This window comes from Allobosea rubneri (genome assembly GCF_032464875.1).
Classification (GTDB): Bacteria; Pseudomonadota; Alphaproteobacteria; order Rhizobiales; family Beijerinckiaceae; genus Allobosea; species Allobosea rubneri.
The window spans coordinates 51877-64779 of record NZ_JAWDID010000032.1; the positions used below are offsets into that span (position 1 = coordinate 51877).

Annotated in this window: 12 protein-coding genes; 5 read left to right on the plus strand and 7 right to left on the minus strand. The window is 66.8% G+C overall.

All coding sequences use genetic code 11. The annotated features are described in order from the left end of the window. The first annotated feature begins 49 nt into the window (after window positions 1-49). Complete coding sequence (locus RKE40_RS19255) at window positions 50-421, plus strand: winged helix-turn-helix transcriptional regulator (RefSeq protein ID WP_390893454.1); 372 nt, start codon at window positions 50-52, stop codon at window positions 419-421. Here RKE40_RS19255 and ligD read toward each other — a convergent pair whose 3' ends face one another. The 3 genes from ligD to RKE40_RS19270 are packed head-to-tail and all read right to left on the minus strand — an operon-like array spanning window position 422 to window position 4098. Then, window positions 422-2959, minus strand: a complete 2538-nt coding sequence (gene ligD, locus RKE40_RS19260; RefSeq protein WP_316019836.1) for a DNA ligase D — start codon at window positions 2957-2959, stop codon at window positions 422-424. 18 nt (window positions 2960-2977) lie between these two features. Then, the gene (gene ku, locus RKE40_RS19265; RefSeq protein ID WP_316019837.1) at window positions 2978-3853 is read right to left on the minus strand and encodes a non-homologous end joining protein Ku; all 876 of its coding nucleotides are present in this window, start codon (window positions 3851-3853) and stop codon (window positions 2978-2980) included. After that, window positions 3853-4098, minus strand: a complete 246-nt coding sequence (locus RKE40_RS19270; protein WP_316019849.1) for a hypothetical protein — start codon at window positions 4096-4098, stop codon at window positions 3853-3855. The genes ku and RKE40_RS19270 overlap by 1 nt, the downstream gene beginning before the upstream one ends. A 233-nt stretch (window positions 4099-4331) precedes the next feature. Between RKE40_RS19270 and rpsO the strand changes: the two genes are divergently transcribed. The 3 genes from rpsO to RKE40_RS19285 all read left to right on the plus strand — a co-directional run bounded on the left by rpsO (window position 4332) and on the right by RKE40_RS19285 (window position 7808). After that, window positions 4332-4601 carry a 30S ribosomal protein S15 gene (rpsO, locus tag RKE40_RS19275; protein WP_066473509.1) on the plus strand — a complete coding sequence of 90 codons (270 nt, stop codon included), beginning with the start codon at window positions 4332-4334 and terminating at the stop codon, window positions 4599-4601. Window positions 4602-4860: 259 nt separating this feature from the next. Then, window positions 4861-7032, plus strand: a complete 2172-nt coding sequence (pnp, locus tag RKE40_RS19280; RefSeq protein ID WP_316019838.1) for a polyribonucleotide nucleotidyltransferase — start codon at window positions 4861-4863, stop codon at window positions 7030-7032. Window positions 7033-7172: 140 nt separating this feature from the next. After that, entirely contained in the window at window positions 7173-7808 is a 636-nt protein-coding gene (locus tag RKE40_RS19285) for a pyridoxamine 5'-phosphate oxidase family protein (protein ID WP_316019839.1), read from the plus strand. Window positions 7809-7998: 190 nt separating this feature from the next. On the opposite strand, the gene RKE40_RS19290 is transcribed toward RKE40_RS19285, so the two are convergent. After that, on the minus strand, window positions 7999-9630 hold the full coding sequence (locus tag RKE40_RS19290) for an HAL/PAL/TAL family ammonia-lyase (protein ID WP_316019840.1): 1632 nt from the start codon (window positions 9628-9630) through the stop codon (window positions 7999-8001). A gap of 171 nt (window positions 9631-9801) precedes the next feature. Here RKE40_RS19290 and hemA point away from each other — a divergent pair, with 171 nt between their 5' ends. Beyond that, window positions 9802-11013, plus strand: a complete 1212-nt coding sequence (gene hemA, locus RKE40_RS19295; RefSeq protein ID WP_316019841.1) for a 5-aminolevulinate synthase — start codon at window positions 9802-9804, stop codon at window positions 11011-11013. A 95-nt stretch (window positions 11014-11108) separates the two neighbouring features. On the opposite strand, the gene RKE40_RS19300 is transcribed toward hemA, so the two are convergent. The 3 genes from RKE40_RS19300 to RKE40_RS19310 form a co-directional block, all read right to left on the minus strand. Further along, entirely contained in the window at window positions 11109-12107 is a 999-nt protein-coding gene (locus RKE40_RS19300) for an adenosine kinase (protein WP_316019842.1), read from the minus strand. Window positions 12108-12163: 56 nt separating this feature from the next. Then, entirely contained in the window at window positions 12164-12538 is a 375-nt protein-coding gene (locus tag RKE40_RS19305; protein WP_291637511.1) for a helix-turn-helix domain-containing protein, read from the minus strand. Continuing rightward, window positions 12535-12903: Smr/MutS family protein (locus tag RKE40_RS19310; RefSeq protein ID WP_316019843.1), on the minus strand; the 369-nt coding region annotated here is incomplete at its 5' end. The genes RKE40_RS19305 and RKE40_RS19310, both read right to left, overlap by 4 nt.

Sequence of the window (12903 nt, forward strand, 5' to 3'; positions counted from 1 at the left end):
CACTCAAGAAGGCACTTTCGCCGCACAAGGTCACCTGCCGGAAACCGCCATGCTGCAGCGCCCCGACCCGTTCAACGCCCAATGCCCGACCCGGCGCGTGCTCGACCGGATCGGCGACAAATGGGCGGTGCTGATCCTGATCCTGCTCGAGCAGGAGACGCTGCGCTTCAACGAACTGCGCCGGCGGATCGACAGCATCTCGCAGAAAATGCTGTCGCAGACGCTGAAGAGCCTGGAACGCGACGGTTTGATCTCGCGCCGCGCCTTTCCGACGGTGCCGGTCACCGTCGAATATGCGCTGACGCCGCTCGGGCGGACGCTCGCCGGCACCGTGCAGGCGCTGACGCAATGGGCGGAGGAGCATATCGGCGAGGTCGAGGAGGCACAGCGGCGCTATGATCGCGGCGAGCTCGCCGCCTGATCAGCGGCCCTTCAGGGCGCGTTTCGGGCTGAAGAAGCCCGTCCAGGCGTCCTCGGGCGGCCCGTTCTCGATGATCGTCGACGCCTTGAAGGCATCTGGCGCAAGCTCCTTCTCCAGCATCTCCCAGGCGACCGGCATGGCGACGGCAGCACCGGGACGGGCGCGGGTCGAGAACGGGGCGATCGCAGTCGCGCCGCGGCCATTGCGCAGATAGTCGACGAAGATGCGGCCGCGCCGCGCCTGCTTCGACAAGGTCGCGGTGTAGAGCTTCGGCTCGGCCTGCTCCATCGCCTTGGCGAAGTCGCGCGCGAACGTCTTGATCTCGTCCCAGCCGGACTTCGGCTTCAGCGGCATGACGACATGAAAGCCCTTGCCGCCGGAGGTCTTGAGGAAGCTTTCGAAGCCGAGTTCATCAAGGCGATTGCGGACCGTCAGCGCCGCGTCGCGCACCCGTTCGATGGGCACGCCCTTGTCCGGGTCGAGGTCGAAAATCACCTGATCCGGGGTCTCGACGGCATCCGCCTTCGCGCCCCAGAGATGGATCTCGACCGTGCCGAGCTGGACCAAAGCCGCGAGACCATCAAAATCGCGGATGAAGAGCAGCTCCTCGCCATCCTTGTCCTTCATCCGGGCCACGGATTTGTGCAGTCCGGCGCCGGCATGCTTCTGGAAGAAGACCTGTCCGCCGACACCATCGGGCGCGCGCAGCAGGCTCAACGGCCGTTCGACGACGAAGGCTGCCATGCGCTCCCAGACACTGGCGTAGTAGTCGAGGAGGTTCTGCTTGGTGAAGCCGATATCGGGCCAGAGCGGCTTGTCGGGATTGCTCAACGTCACGGTGGTCTCCCGCCGGGATGCCCTCGGCGGCGCCGGCTTTGCCGCTGATCGCCCCCTGCTCGCCGCAGCCTTGGTCGGCTTCTCCTCGATCACTTCATCAGCCGGCTTGTCCTCGCGCAGGCCGAGGAAGGCCGAATGCCGCAGCGTCTTCGAGGCCGTCCAGGAGCCGAAGGCGATCTCCGCGACGAGTTCAGGCTTCACCCAGACGATACCACGCTCGCGCCCCGCCGCCCCCTCGAAAGGCGCGGCTTCAGCGGCGAGCGCGTCCAGCCGCCGCTTCAGGTCCGCGGCCGATTTGCGGGTGAAGCCGGTGCCGACGCGGCCTGCCGGCTTCAGTTCCCCGCCTTCATGATAGCCGAGGACGAGCGAGCCGAGCTGGTTGCGCGACGCCTTGGACGGGACATAGCCGGCAATGACGAATTCCTGGCGCTGCGTGCATTTCGACTTGATCCAGTCGCGGCCCCGGCCACTGCGATAGGGCGCGTCCACCCGCTTCGAGATCACGCCCTCCAGCCCCATGCGGCAGGCATGGCGGAGCATGGTCTGGCCGGGCTCGACGAAGTGCTCGCTGTAGCGCAGGGCTGCGTCGGGTTTCGCAGCCTGCAGCAGCTCCTCCAGCCTTTCCTTGCGCGCGAGCAGCGGTTCCGCCCGCAGATCTTCGCCGTCGAGATGGAGCAGGTCGAAGGCATAGAAGACAAGATCGGCCGTCTCGCCCTCCGACAACGCGGCCTGAAGCGCCGAGAAGGAGGAGATGCCGTTCTCGCCCAATGCCACGAGTTCTCCGTCGATCAGCGCCGTCTCGCAGGGAAGCGCCGCGAGGGCCGAAGCGATCGGCGCGCCGAAGCGCTCGCTCCAGTCGAGACCGGTGCGGGTCAGCAGCTTGACCTTTCCGCCGGATATCCGCGCCTGCAGCCGGTAGCCGTCGAACTTGACCTCGTGCAGCCAGTTGTCGCCACTCGGCGGCTTGTCCTGCAGGATCGCGAGGCAGGGTTCAACGAAGCGCGGCAGTTCCTCGCCTTCGGCCTTGGCCCTTACTGTGCTGGACTCGCCGGTCTTGGGCTTGGCACTCTTGGGCTTGCGCCCTTTCGCGGGCTTCTCGTCGGTCGACCAGACGTCGCCTGCGGGATCCTCGCCGACCTCCGCGACGCTGCGGCCCGAATTCACAGAATCCGGCGCGGCCTCCAGGATATCCTCGTCATCACGGGCAAAATCGTCGTCGACCTTGATCAGCAGCCAGTTGTCGCGCTTCTCGCCCCGGCGCGGCTTCAGCCTGACCAGATGCCAGCGGCCGCCGAGCTTGTGGCCTTCGAGCGTGAAGGCGAGATGGCCTTTCTCCATGCCGCGGACTGGATCGCTCTCCGGCAGCCACTTGCCCTCGTCCCAGATGATGACCGAGCCGGCGCCGTATTCGCCTTCGGGAATCGTGCCCTCGAAGCCGCCATATTCGAGCGGGTGGTCCTCGACATGGACCGCGAGACGCTTCTCGGCGGGGTCGAGGCTCGGGCCGCGCGTCACCGCCCAGGACCAGAGCACGCCATCATGCTCGAGCCTGAGGTCGTAATGGAGACGACGTGCGGCGTGCTTGTGGATCACGAAGACGCCGCCGGCCTGCTCCGCCCTGCTCCGGCGTTTCGCTGCGCCTTTCGGCTCACGCGTCCGCGAAAAATCCCGCTTCGCGCGGTAGAGGTCGAGATTGGCCATGGCGCCCTCCGCGGCGGGTCAGGCACTCTTCCTGGTCTTGGCAGCGACGGCCTTCTTCGCCGGCTTGCCGCTCGCTGGCTTCTTGCCACCGGAGGCGGATTTGCGCGGCGCGTCCTCTTCCTCGCCGAGGCTCTTCTTCAGCGCCTCGAACAGGTTGACCACATTGGTGGGACGCTCGGCCGGCTTCGCAACCGGCGGCTTTCTGCCCTTGCGCTTGGCCTCGATCAGCGCCAGCAGCGCCTCCTCGTAACGATCCTCGAAGCCGCTCGGATCGAACCTGGCCTGCTTCTTCTCGATGATGTGGGTGGCGAGATCGACGAGTTCCGGGTCGAGCTTGCCCTTGCGCAGCCCGTCGAAGACCTCGTCCGGCTGGCGCACGGTCTTGTCGTAGCGCAGCGTCGTCAGCAGCAGCCCCTTGTCGAAGGGCTCGATCATCACCGGCCGCTCGCGGCGATAGAGCACGATCCGGGCGATGCCGGCCTTCTTCTGCTTCGCCATCGCCTCGCGGATCACCGCAAAGGCCTCTTCCGAGACCTCGTCGGAGGGGCTGAGATAATAGGGCTGATCGAAATAGATCTGCGGGATCGCGGCGCGGTCGACGAACTGCTCGATCGAGAGCGTGTGGGAACTCTCGATCTGGACCGCGTCGATCTCATCCTCGTCTATGAGGAGGTATTCGTCGCTGCCGATCTCATAGCCTTTGACCTCGTCGTCCTGATCGACCGGCTTGCCGCTGACGCTGTCGATATATTGGCGGCGGACGGTGTTGCCGGTCTTGCGGTTGATGACGCGGAAGGAGACCTTCTCGCTATGGTCGGTCGCCGAAGTCAGCTCGACGGCGCAGGAGACCAGCGAGAGCTTGAGATAGCCCTTCCAGGCCGGGCGCGGGGCCATCAGGCCGCCCTCAGGGCAGGCCGGCGCGGCGGCAGGGCGGGCGGCAGCTCGCGCAACCAGGCCTCGACGCGTGCCAGTTCGTCGCTGGTGACGACCGGCACGGGGTCGGCAAGGATGGCGAGCAGGACCTCGCGATCAAGCTGGCCGTTGGCGATGACCTCGCGCAAGGCGTCGCGGGTCTCGCGCTCGGCCAGGAGCTGGGCGCCAAGCGCGGCGATGAGGCGGTCCTTGGGCAGCTGGCGCATGATATCGACCCCCGGGCTGGTGACTGACACGCTCTGGTCAACCGGCGGGGCCGACCAAGGTTCCAGAGCGTGGCGCTAGCCTTTCCGGCGTTTTCGTGTATATGCCCCAGCCAACCGGCCCTAGCCGCCGGCGGCGCATCCTCTCCGCGATGAGGCGATGCGGGCTTCGGACCTTGCTGGACGACATCCCGGCCTGGCCCGCCAGATCAACATTCGAACCGAAGGAAAGCACGATGTCGATCACTGCTGAGCGCAAGACCGCGCTCGTGAAGGAACACGCCACCAAGCCGAACGACACCGGCTCGCCGGAAGTCCAGATCGCGATCCTGACGGAGCGCATCAACAATCTGACCGGCCACTTCAAGTCCCATCACAAGGACAACCATTCGCGTCGCGGCCTGCTCAAGATGGTCTCCCAGCGCCGTTCGCTGCTCGACTATCTCAAGGGCAAGAACGAAGGCCGTTATCGCACGCTGATCGAGAAGCTCGGCATCCGCCGCTGATCGCGAGATGAATTCCCGCCCGGTGCCTCGTCGCTCCGGGCGGTTCTTCAAGGGGCCGGCCGCAATGGTGCGGCATTACCCTTCTTGAATGCGGCGGCCGCATGGGGCGGCTTTCCGCATGATCCACCGGGCGTTGCGGACGCCCATGGCAGGATCGCCGAGCGCTCGGGCGCGGCTGAACTGTACGACCGAGCGTTTTGCCGTCTTGCCCATGGGCCAAAGGGCGCGGGGCGGATCGCATCCGACCGAAAGAAAATCCATGTTCGACATCCAAACCGAAGAGCTGATCTGGGGCGGGCGCAAGCTCGTGCTCGAAACCGGCAAGATCGCCCGCCAGGCTGACGGCGCCGTGCTCGCCACCTATGGCGAGACCGTCGTGCTCGCGACCATCGTCTCGGCCAAGGAGCCGAAGCCGGGCTTCGACTTCTTCCCGCTGACCGTGAACTACCAGGAAAAGACCTTCGCGGCCGGCCGCATCCCCGGCGGCTACTTCAAGCGCGAGGGACGCCCGACCGAGAAGGAGACGCTGGTCTCGCGCCTGATCGACCGGCCGATCCGTCCGCTCTTCGCCGATGGCTACAAGAACGACACCCAGGTGATCGTGACCGTGCTGCAGCACGATCTCGAGAATGATCCCGACATCGTCGCCATGGTCGCCGCCTCCGCCGCGCTGACGCTCTCCGGCGTGCCCTTCATGGGCCCGGTCGGCGCCGCCCGCGTCGGCTATGTCGACGGCGCCTACAAGCTCAACCCGCTGATCGACGAAGTGAAGGAATCGGCGCTCGACCTCGTCGTCGCCGGCACCCAGGACGCCGTCCTGATGGTCGAGTCGGAGGCCAAGGAGCTCTCCGAGGAGATCATGCTCGGCGCCGTGATGTTCGGCCACAAGCACTTCCAGCCGGTGATCGACGCGATCATCCGCCTCGCCGAGAAGGCCGCCAAGGAGCCGCGCGAGTTCAACCCGCCGGACGACCAGGCCGTGCTCGACGCGATCATGAAGGTCGGCGAGGCCGAGCTGCGCGCCGCCTACAAGATCACCGCCAAGGCCGAGCGCTATGCCGCCGTCGACGCCGTCAAGGCCAAGGTCGTCGCCGCGCTGGTCTCGGATGCGCCGGATGGCGTTTCGACCTTCAGCAAGGAGAAGGTCGGGGCCCAGTTCAAGGAAGCCCAGGCCAAGATCGTGCGCTGGAACATCCTCGACGACGGCATCCGCATCGACGGACGCGACGTCAAGACGGTGCGCAAGATCGTCGCCGAGGCCGGCGTCCTGCCGCGCACCCACGGCTCCTCGCTGTTCACCCGCGGCGAGACCCAGGCGCTGGTCGTGACCACGCTCGGCACGGGCGATGACGAGCAGTTCATCGACTCGCTGGAAGGCACCTACAAGGAGACCTTCCTGCTGCACTACAACTTCCCGCCCTATTCGGTCGGCGAGACCGGCCGCATGGGTTCGCCCGGCCGTCGCGAGATCGGCCATGGCAAGCTCGCCTGGCGCGCCATCCGCCCGATGCTGCCGGCCAAGGCGGAGTTCCCCTACACGATCCGCGTCGTCTCGGAGATCACCGAGTCGAACGGCTCCTCCTCGATGGCCACCGTCTGCGGCACCTCGCTGGCGCTGATGGATGCCGGCGTGCCGCTGAAGGCGCCGGTCGCGGGCATCGCCATGGGCCTGATCCTGGAAGGCGAGCGCTTCGCGGTGCTCTCCGACATCCTCGGTGACGAGGACCATCTCGGCGACATGGACTTCAAGGTCGCCGGTACCGCCGCGGGCATCACCTCGCTGCAGATGGACATCAAGATCGCCGGCATCACCGAGGAGATCATGAAGGTCGCCCTCGGCCAGGCCAAGGGCGGTCGCGACCACATCCTCGGCGAGATGAGCAAGGCCCTCTCGGCCTCGCGCACCCAGCTCGGCGAGTATGCGCCGCGCATCGAGACGATGAAGATCCCGGTCGACAAGATCCGCGAAGTCATCGGCTCCGGCGGCAAGGTCATCCGCGAGATCGTCGAGAAGACCGGCGCCAAGGTCAACATCGAGGACGACGGCACCATCAAGATCGCCTCGGCCGACGGTAAGTCGATCGAAGCCGCGATCAAGTGGATCAAGTCGATCGTCTCCGAGGCCGAGCCGGGCATGATCTATGACGGCACCGTCGTGAAGATCATGGAGTTCGGCGCCTTCGTGAACTTCTTCGGCGCGAAGGACGGTCTCGTCCACATCTCCGAGCTCGCCGCCCAGCGCGTCCAGAAGGTCTCGGACGTCGTCAAGGAAGGCGACAAGGTCAAGGTCAAGTTCCTCGGCCAGGACGATCGCGGCAAGATCCGCCTCTCGATGAAGGTCGTCGACCAGCAGACCGGCGAGGACATCACCGAGAAGCTGAAGGCCGCCCGCGACGCCGAGAAGAGCCGCGAGAAGCAGCAGGCCGAGTAAGGCCTGAGGCGCTCAGGCGTTTCACGTGAATCAGGACGCCCCCCGCATCGCAGGATGCGGGGGGCGTTTTCTTTTGGCGATTCCTCTGGTGCGACGCAGCGAACTCAAATAGTCTAGACTTATCTGCCTCGGAGACCGGCATGACCGCCCACCGCATCACCTCGCTGGATCAGCTCGCCTCGCTCTATCCGAACCCCGTCGCGCCGGCTTCGCTCCTCAAGGAGATCGACCATGTCGATGCGAACTATGCGGCGCTGATCGCCGCCTCGCCGTTTTTCGTGCTCGCGACCAATGGTCCGGAAGGGCTGGATTGCTCGCCGCGCGGCGATCTGCCGGGCTTTGTCACGGTGAGCGACGCGAAAACGCTGCTGATTCCCGACCGAAGAGGCAATAACCGACTGGATTCGCTCAAGAATATCCTGTTCGACAATCGAATCGGAATGCTCTTTCTGGTCCCCGGCTACGGCGAAACCCTGCGCGTGAACGGCACTGCGACGCTTTCGAGCGATCCGGAGCTCTGCGCGCGCTTCGACATGGCGGGCAAGCTGCCGGCCTGCGTCATGGTCGTTTCGGTCGATTCGGTCTACTTCCAGTGCTCGCGGGCCGTCGTCCGGGCCGATCTCTGGAACCCGGCGGTCCGGGTCGACAAGCGCTCGCTGCCCAGCGCCGGCACGATGCTGCGCGAGATCACGGCGCGGACCCCCGCGATCGAGACCTTCGACGGCGAGGCCTATGACAAGGCGCTGCCCGAGCGCGTCAAGGCGACGCTGTATTGAGTTGAACCACGAGACCGCGACGACAAGACCGCGGGAACCCTCTCCTGTAAGGAGAGGGTAGGGTGAGATGTGGGTCCGTCAGACCAGTCCGGTTCCGCACTCACCGTGCGGTCAGGCCCAAGCTAACGTTTTCAGTCCGAACACCTCACCCCTGCCCCCTCTCCTTCCAGGAGAGGGGTTCTCCAGAGCCTTACTCCAGCGCGCCCACCGCCGCCTCGACCGCCTCGACAATCGCGCCGGAACGGACCAGCGCCGTCGCCTGGTTCATCTCGGCAGCGTACCAGCGGTCACCGTCGAGCGCTGGCGGGATCGTCTGGCGCACCGCGTCCAGCGCGGCCTGCGTGCCCTTGCCGAGCGGATGGGACTTGGCCGTCTCGGCGATCAGCGACAGCGCCTGGCAAGCCATCAGGATCTCGCCGGCGATGATCATCTCGACATTCTCGACGACGGCGCGGGCCTTGCGGCCGCACCAGGTCGAGTTCGAGACGTGATCCTCGGCGTTCGACTTGCCCGGGATCGAATCGACCGAGCCCGGCGAAGACAGGGTGCGGTTCTCCATCACCAGCGCCGAGAGCGAGCATTGCACGGTGGCAAAGCCGGTATTCAGCCCGCGCTTGCCGGCAAGCAGGTTGCGCGGCAAGCCATAGCTCAGCGTCGGGTCGATCAGCCGCGCCAGCCGTCGCTCGCAGATCGAGCCGAGATCGGTCATCGAGATCGCCAGCAGGTCCATCGCCTGCGCCACGTACTGGCCGTGGAAATGGCCGCCGGAGATCACCTCGTAGCCGCCGCCATCGGGGAAGATCAGCGGGTTGTCGGTGGCGGAATTGGTCTCGGTCGCGATGATGCGGGAGACATAGTCGAGCGCCTCGCGTGCCGGTCCGTGGACCTGCGGGGCGCAGCGCAGCGAGTAGACGTCCTGCACGCGCGGCGCCGGCGGCTTGCCGGGCGTACGGCCGATCTCGTCGGGATAAATCGTCTCGCGCGCCGAAGCGGAGCAGCGCTTCGAGCCCTGCGTCAGCTTCAGCACATTGCGCGCGACCAGCGCCTGGCCGGGATGCGGGCGCGCCGCATGGACGCGCGGGTCGAAGGCGGCGAGCTCGCCACGCATCGCCTCGAGCGAGAGCGCCAAGCCGATATCGGCGGCCTTGATCAAGCGCCTGGCGTCCTCCGTCGCCAGCACGCCGAGGGCGAGCGAGACGGTCGAGCCATTGATCAGGGCCGAGGCATCCTTGGCGCCGAGCGGGAAATCGGGAGCGAGGCCGGCCTTGGCCAGCGCCTCACGCGCCGGCATGCGCTTGCCCTTGTAGACGGCCTCGGCCTCGCCGAAGCCGCAGACCGCCGCCGCCATGTGGGCAAGCGGCGCAAGATCGCCGGAGGCGCCGACCGAGCCCTTCTGCGGGATGACCGGGTGAACGCCGGCATTCAGGCAGGCGAGCAGGCGCTCGACCAGTTCGACCTGCGGGCCGGAATAGTTCGAGGCGAAGGCATTGGCGCGCAGCAGCATCGTTGCGCGCGTAACGTCCTCGGCAAAGGGCTCGCCGATGCCGGTGGCATGGGCATAGACGCTTTTGCGCTGGTACTCGGTCAACTCCGACATCAGCACGCGCTGGTCCTTGAACAGGCCGACGCCGGTGTTGAAGGAGTACATGAACGGCGCCTCGTCGTTCATGAAGTTCGCGTCGATATGCGCGCGTGTCGCGGCGATGGCGGCGCGGGCGGCAGGGGCGAGGCTCGCCTTCTCATAGCGGCCGGAAGCACCCGGCCGCGCCACGCGCACCACCTGCTTGCCCTTCAGCGTGCGCCCATCGATCGTTACGGCCATGGCCAGTCCCCGTTTCAGCTGAGGACGATCTAGAACCGGATCGCAGGAAATGGGAAGCTGGTTGCGGTCCGATATCGGCGCTTGCGCGCGCTTTGCCGGCCCAACCCGCGACATTGCTGCGCCTTTACCTGCGGCGCGCAATGCACAATGAAGGCGGCGCAGGAGGTTGCGATGGATTTCGAGAGCTTTTTCCGCGAGGAGCTGAGCCAGCTCCGCAAGGAGGGCCGCTACCGGGTCTTCGCCGATCTGGAACGCTGCGCCGGACGGTTTCCGCGCGCGATATTCCATGGCGGCGGCGGTCCGCGCGAGGTCACCGTCTGGTGTTCGAACGATTATCTCGGCATGGGCCAGCACCCGGTGGTGCTGAAGGCCATGCACGAGGCGCTCGACGGCTGCGGCGCCGGCACCGGCGGGACGCGCAACATCGCCGGCACCAACCACTACCATGTGCTGCTCGAGCGTGAGCTCGCCGATCTGCACGGCAAGGAAGGGGCGCTGCTGTTCAACTCCGGCTACATGTCGAACTGGGCTTCGCTCTCGACGCTGGCCTCGCGCATTCCGGGCTGCATCGTCCTGACCGATGCGCTGAACCACGCCTCGATGATCGAGGGCATCCGGCATTCCCGCGCCGACAAGGCGATCTTCGCCCATAACGACGCCGCCGATCTGCGCCGCAAGCTGCAGGCGATGGACCCGGCCCGGCCGAAGCTGATCGCCTTCGAATCGGTCTACTCGATGGATGGCGACATCGCCCCCGTCGCCGATTTCTGCGACATCGCCGAAGAATTCGGGGCGATGACCTATATCGACGAGGTCCACGCCGTCGGGCTCTATGGCCCACGCGGCGGCGGCATCAGCGAACGCGACGGCCTGAGCCACCGGCTCGACCTGATCGAGGGCACGCTGGCGAAGTCCTTCAGCGTGATGGGCGGCTACATCACCGGCTCTGCGGCGCTTTGCGATTATCTGCGCAGCTTCGCCTCAGGCTTCATCTTCTCGAGCTCGCTGCCGCCGACACTGGCGGCCGGCGCGCTCGCGGCGATCCGGCATCTCAAGACGAGCTCGGTCGAACGCGACCGCCAACGGGACCGGGTTCAGACCTTGCGCCGGCGCCTTGACGAGGCCGGCATCCCGCATCTGCCGAACCCCAGCCATATCGTGCCTGTGATGGTCGGCGACGCCGTGCGCTGCAAGCAGATCAGCGACGAGATGCTCGAGCGCTTTTCGATCTACGTCCAGCCGATCAACTACCCGACCGTGCCGCGCGGCACCGAGCGGCTGCGGATCACGCCGACGCCGCTGCATTCGGACGAGGATATCGAGACCCTGGTCCAGGCGCTGAGCACGATCTGGGGCGCGCTCGGATTGCAGCGCGCCGCCTGAGCAGCAGGAGCTTCCGAAATGAGAAAGCCCGGGCCTTGCGGTCCGGGCTTTTTTCGTGTCGTCGCAGGTCCGACGGTCGTGCCGGAAGAGCCGGTTCAGAGCAGGCCGTTATTGCCGGCGAGCGTCTTCAGGCCGACATCCGGCCTGGCGCCGACATGGCTGATGATCTCGGCGGCGGCGAGAGCGCCGAGGCGCAGGCAGTCGCGGGTCTCGCGGCCGGAGGTCAGGCCGAACAGGAAGCCGGCGGCGAAGAGATCGCCGGCGCCGGTCGCGTCGACCAGTCGCTCGATCGGGAAGACAGGCTCGGCGACGATGCCCTCGGGCGTGACTGCAAGCGCGCCGTTCTCCGAGCGGGTGACGACGGCGAGCACGTTCTCGGCGCGCAGGCCGGCCAGCGCCGTGTCGAAATCCGAGGTCTCGTAGAGGCTCTTCAGCTCGTGCTCGTTGGCGAAGACGAGATCGACCGTGCGGTTGCGCACCAGGCCGAGGAACTCGCTGCGGTAGCGGTCGACGCAGAAGGAATCCGAGAGCGTGATGGCGACGCGGCCGCCAGCCTTGTGGGCGATCTCGGAGGCCTTGCGGAAGGCGTCCTTGGCCGCCGGCGGATCCCAGAGATAGCCTTCGAGATAGACGATGTCGGCGTTCTCGATCGCTGCCGGGTCGACATCGGCCGGGGAGAGGCCCTGGCAGGCCCCGAGATAGGTGTTCATGGTGCGCTCACCATCGGGCGTGACGATGATGAAGGAGCGCGCCGTCGCCGGCCCCTCGGTGGCAGCCGCCGTGTCGAAGGCGACGCCGAGCGAGGTCAGGTCATGCCGATAGAGGCCGCCGAGCTCATCGGCCTTGACCTTGCCGATGAAGGCGCCGTTGCCGCCGAAGGAAGCGAGGCCGGCGATCGTATTGGCGGCCGAGCCGCCGGAGATGACCTTGCCGGGCCCCATCGCGGCATAGAGAGACTCCGCTCGCGCCTCATCGATCAGGGCCATCGAACCCTTCACCAGCCCGTGGCTGGCGAGGAAATCCTCCTCGGCCGTGGCGATGACGTCGACAATGGCGTTGCCGAGAGCGAGCACGTCGTAGCGCTTGGAGGTCATGGGGCTTTCCGGAGGTTGAGGGATTTGCGGGCGTGTCGCATCGGGCGCAGCTTCGGTCAAGCGCCGCCGCGGCGGCGGGCGGCGCTGTCGAGGATAGAGGACAGGGCCGCCAGATCGGACGGGCCGAGCCATTCGATCTCGCGCGCGAGCCGATTGGCGAACAGGGTCGCTTCCGGTTCCAGCCCGGCGGTGTCGACGGTGACGCGCGGATGCGAGAGATCGGCGAGGCGGATCAGTTCGTCGGCCTCGTCCCAGATGATGCCGAGGACATGGATCGCACCCTGGATCAGGGTGAAGGTCGGCTGGCCGCGCTTGCCATGCTCGAGCGCCGAGAGATAGGCGGGGGTGACGCCTAGTGCCTGCGCCATCTGGGCGAGGGTGACGCCGCGGGCGGCGCGCAATTCGCGAACCCTGCGGCCATAGGGCGTCATGACTGCGGCCCGCGGAGGCGGCGCAGGCGGATATAGAGCGCGCCCGAACCGCCATGGCGCTGCTCGGCCTCGTCGAAGCCGAGCACCAGCGGCCGCAGATCGGCAAGGCTGAGCCAATGCGGCACGTTGCGGCGAAGCACGCCACGTTCCGAGCCGAAGCCGAAATCGCCGGCGCCGCCCTTGCCGGTCACCACCAGGACAAGCTTGGCGCCGCGCATCTGCTGGCTGCGCAGGAAACCGCGCAGGGCCGCATGCGCCTCGTCCTGACGCATGCCGTGCAGGTCGATCGCAGCCTCGACGCCCTGCTGGCCGCGGCGCAGCTGGGTGCGCAGCCGCCTCTCCAGCGGGGCGAGCGGCGGCGGAGC

Excerpts from the sequence above, each read along its gene's own strand:
- RKE40_RS19255 (WP_390893454.1), top strand. The coding sequence starts at position 50 with ATGCTGCAGCGCCCCGACCCGTTCAACGCCCAATGCCCGACCCGGCGC.
- ligD (WP_316019836.1), bottom strand. The coding sequence starts at position 2,959 with ATGGCCAATCTCGACCTCTACCGCGCGAAGCGGGATTTTTCGCGGACG.
- ku (WP_316019837.1), bottom strand. The coding sequence starts at position 3,853 with ATGGCCCCGCGCCCGGCCTGGAAGGGCTATCTCAAGCTCTCGCTGGTC.
- RKE40_RS19270 (WP_316019849.1), bottom strand. The coding sequence starts at position 4,098 with ATGCGCCAGCTGCCCAAGGACCGCCTCATCGCCGCGCTTGGCGCCCAG.
- rpsO (WP_066473509.1), top strand. The coding sequence starts at position 4,332 with ATGTCGATCACTGCTGAGCGCAAGACCGCGCTCGTGAAGGAACACGCC.
- pnp (WP_316019838.1), top strand. The coding sequence starts at position 4,861 with ATGTTCGACATCCAAACCGAAGAGCTGATCTGGGGCGGGCGCAAGCTC.
- RKE40_RS19285 (WP_316019839.1), top strand. The coding sequence starts at position 7,173 with ATGACCGCCCACCGCATCACCTCGCTGGATCAGCTCGCCTCGCTCTAT.
- RKE40_RS19290 (WP_316019840.1), bottom strand. The coding sequence starts at position 9,630 with ATGGCCGTAACGATCGATGGGCGCACGCTGAAGGGCAAGCAGGTGGTG.
- hemA (WP_316019841.1), top strand. The coding sequence starts at position 9,802 with ATGGATTTCGAGAGCTTTTTCCGCGAGGAGCTGAGCCAGCTCCGCAAG.
- RKE40_RS19300 (WP_316019842.1), bottom strand. The coding sequence starts at position 12,107 with ATGACCTCCAAGCGCTACGACGTGCTCGCTCTCGGCAACGCCATTGTC.
- RKE40_RS19305 (WP_291637511.1), bottom strand. The coding sequence starts at position 12,538 with ATGACGCCCTATGGCCGCAGGGTTCGCGAATTGCGCGCCGCCCGCGGC.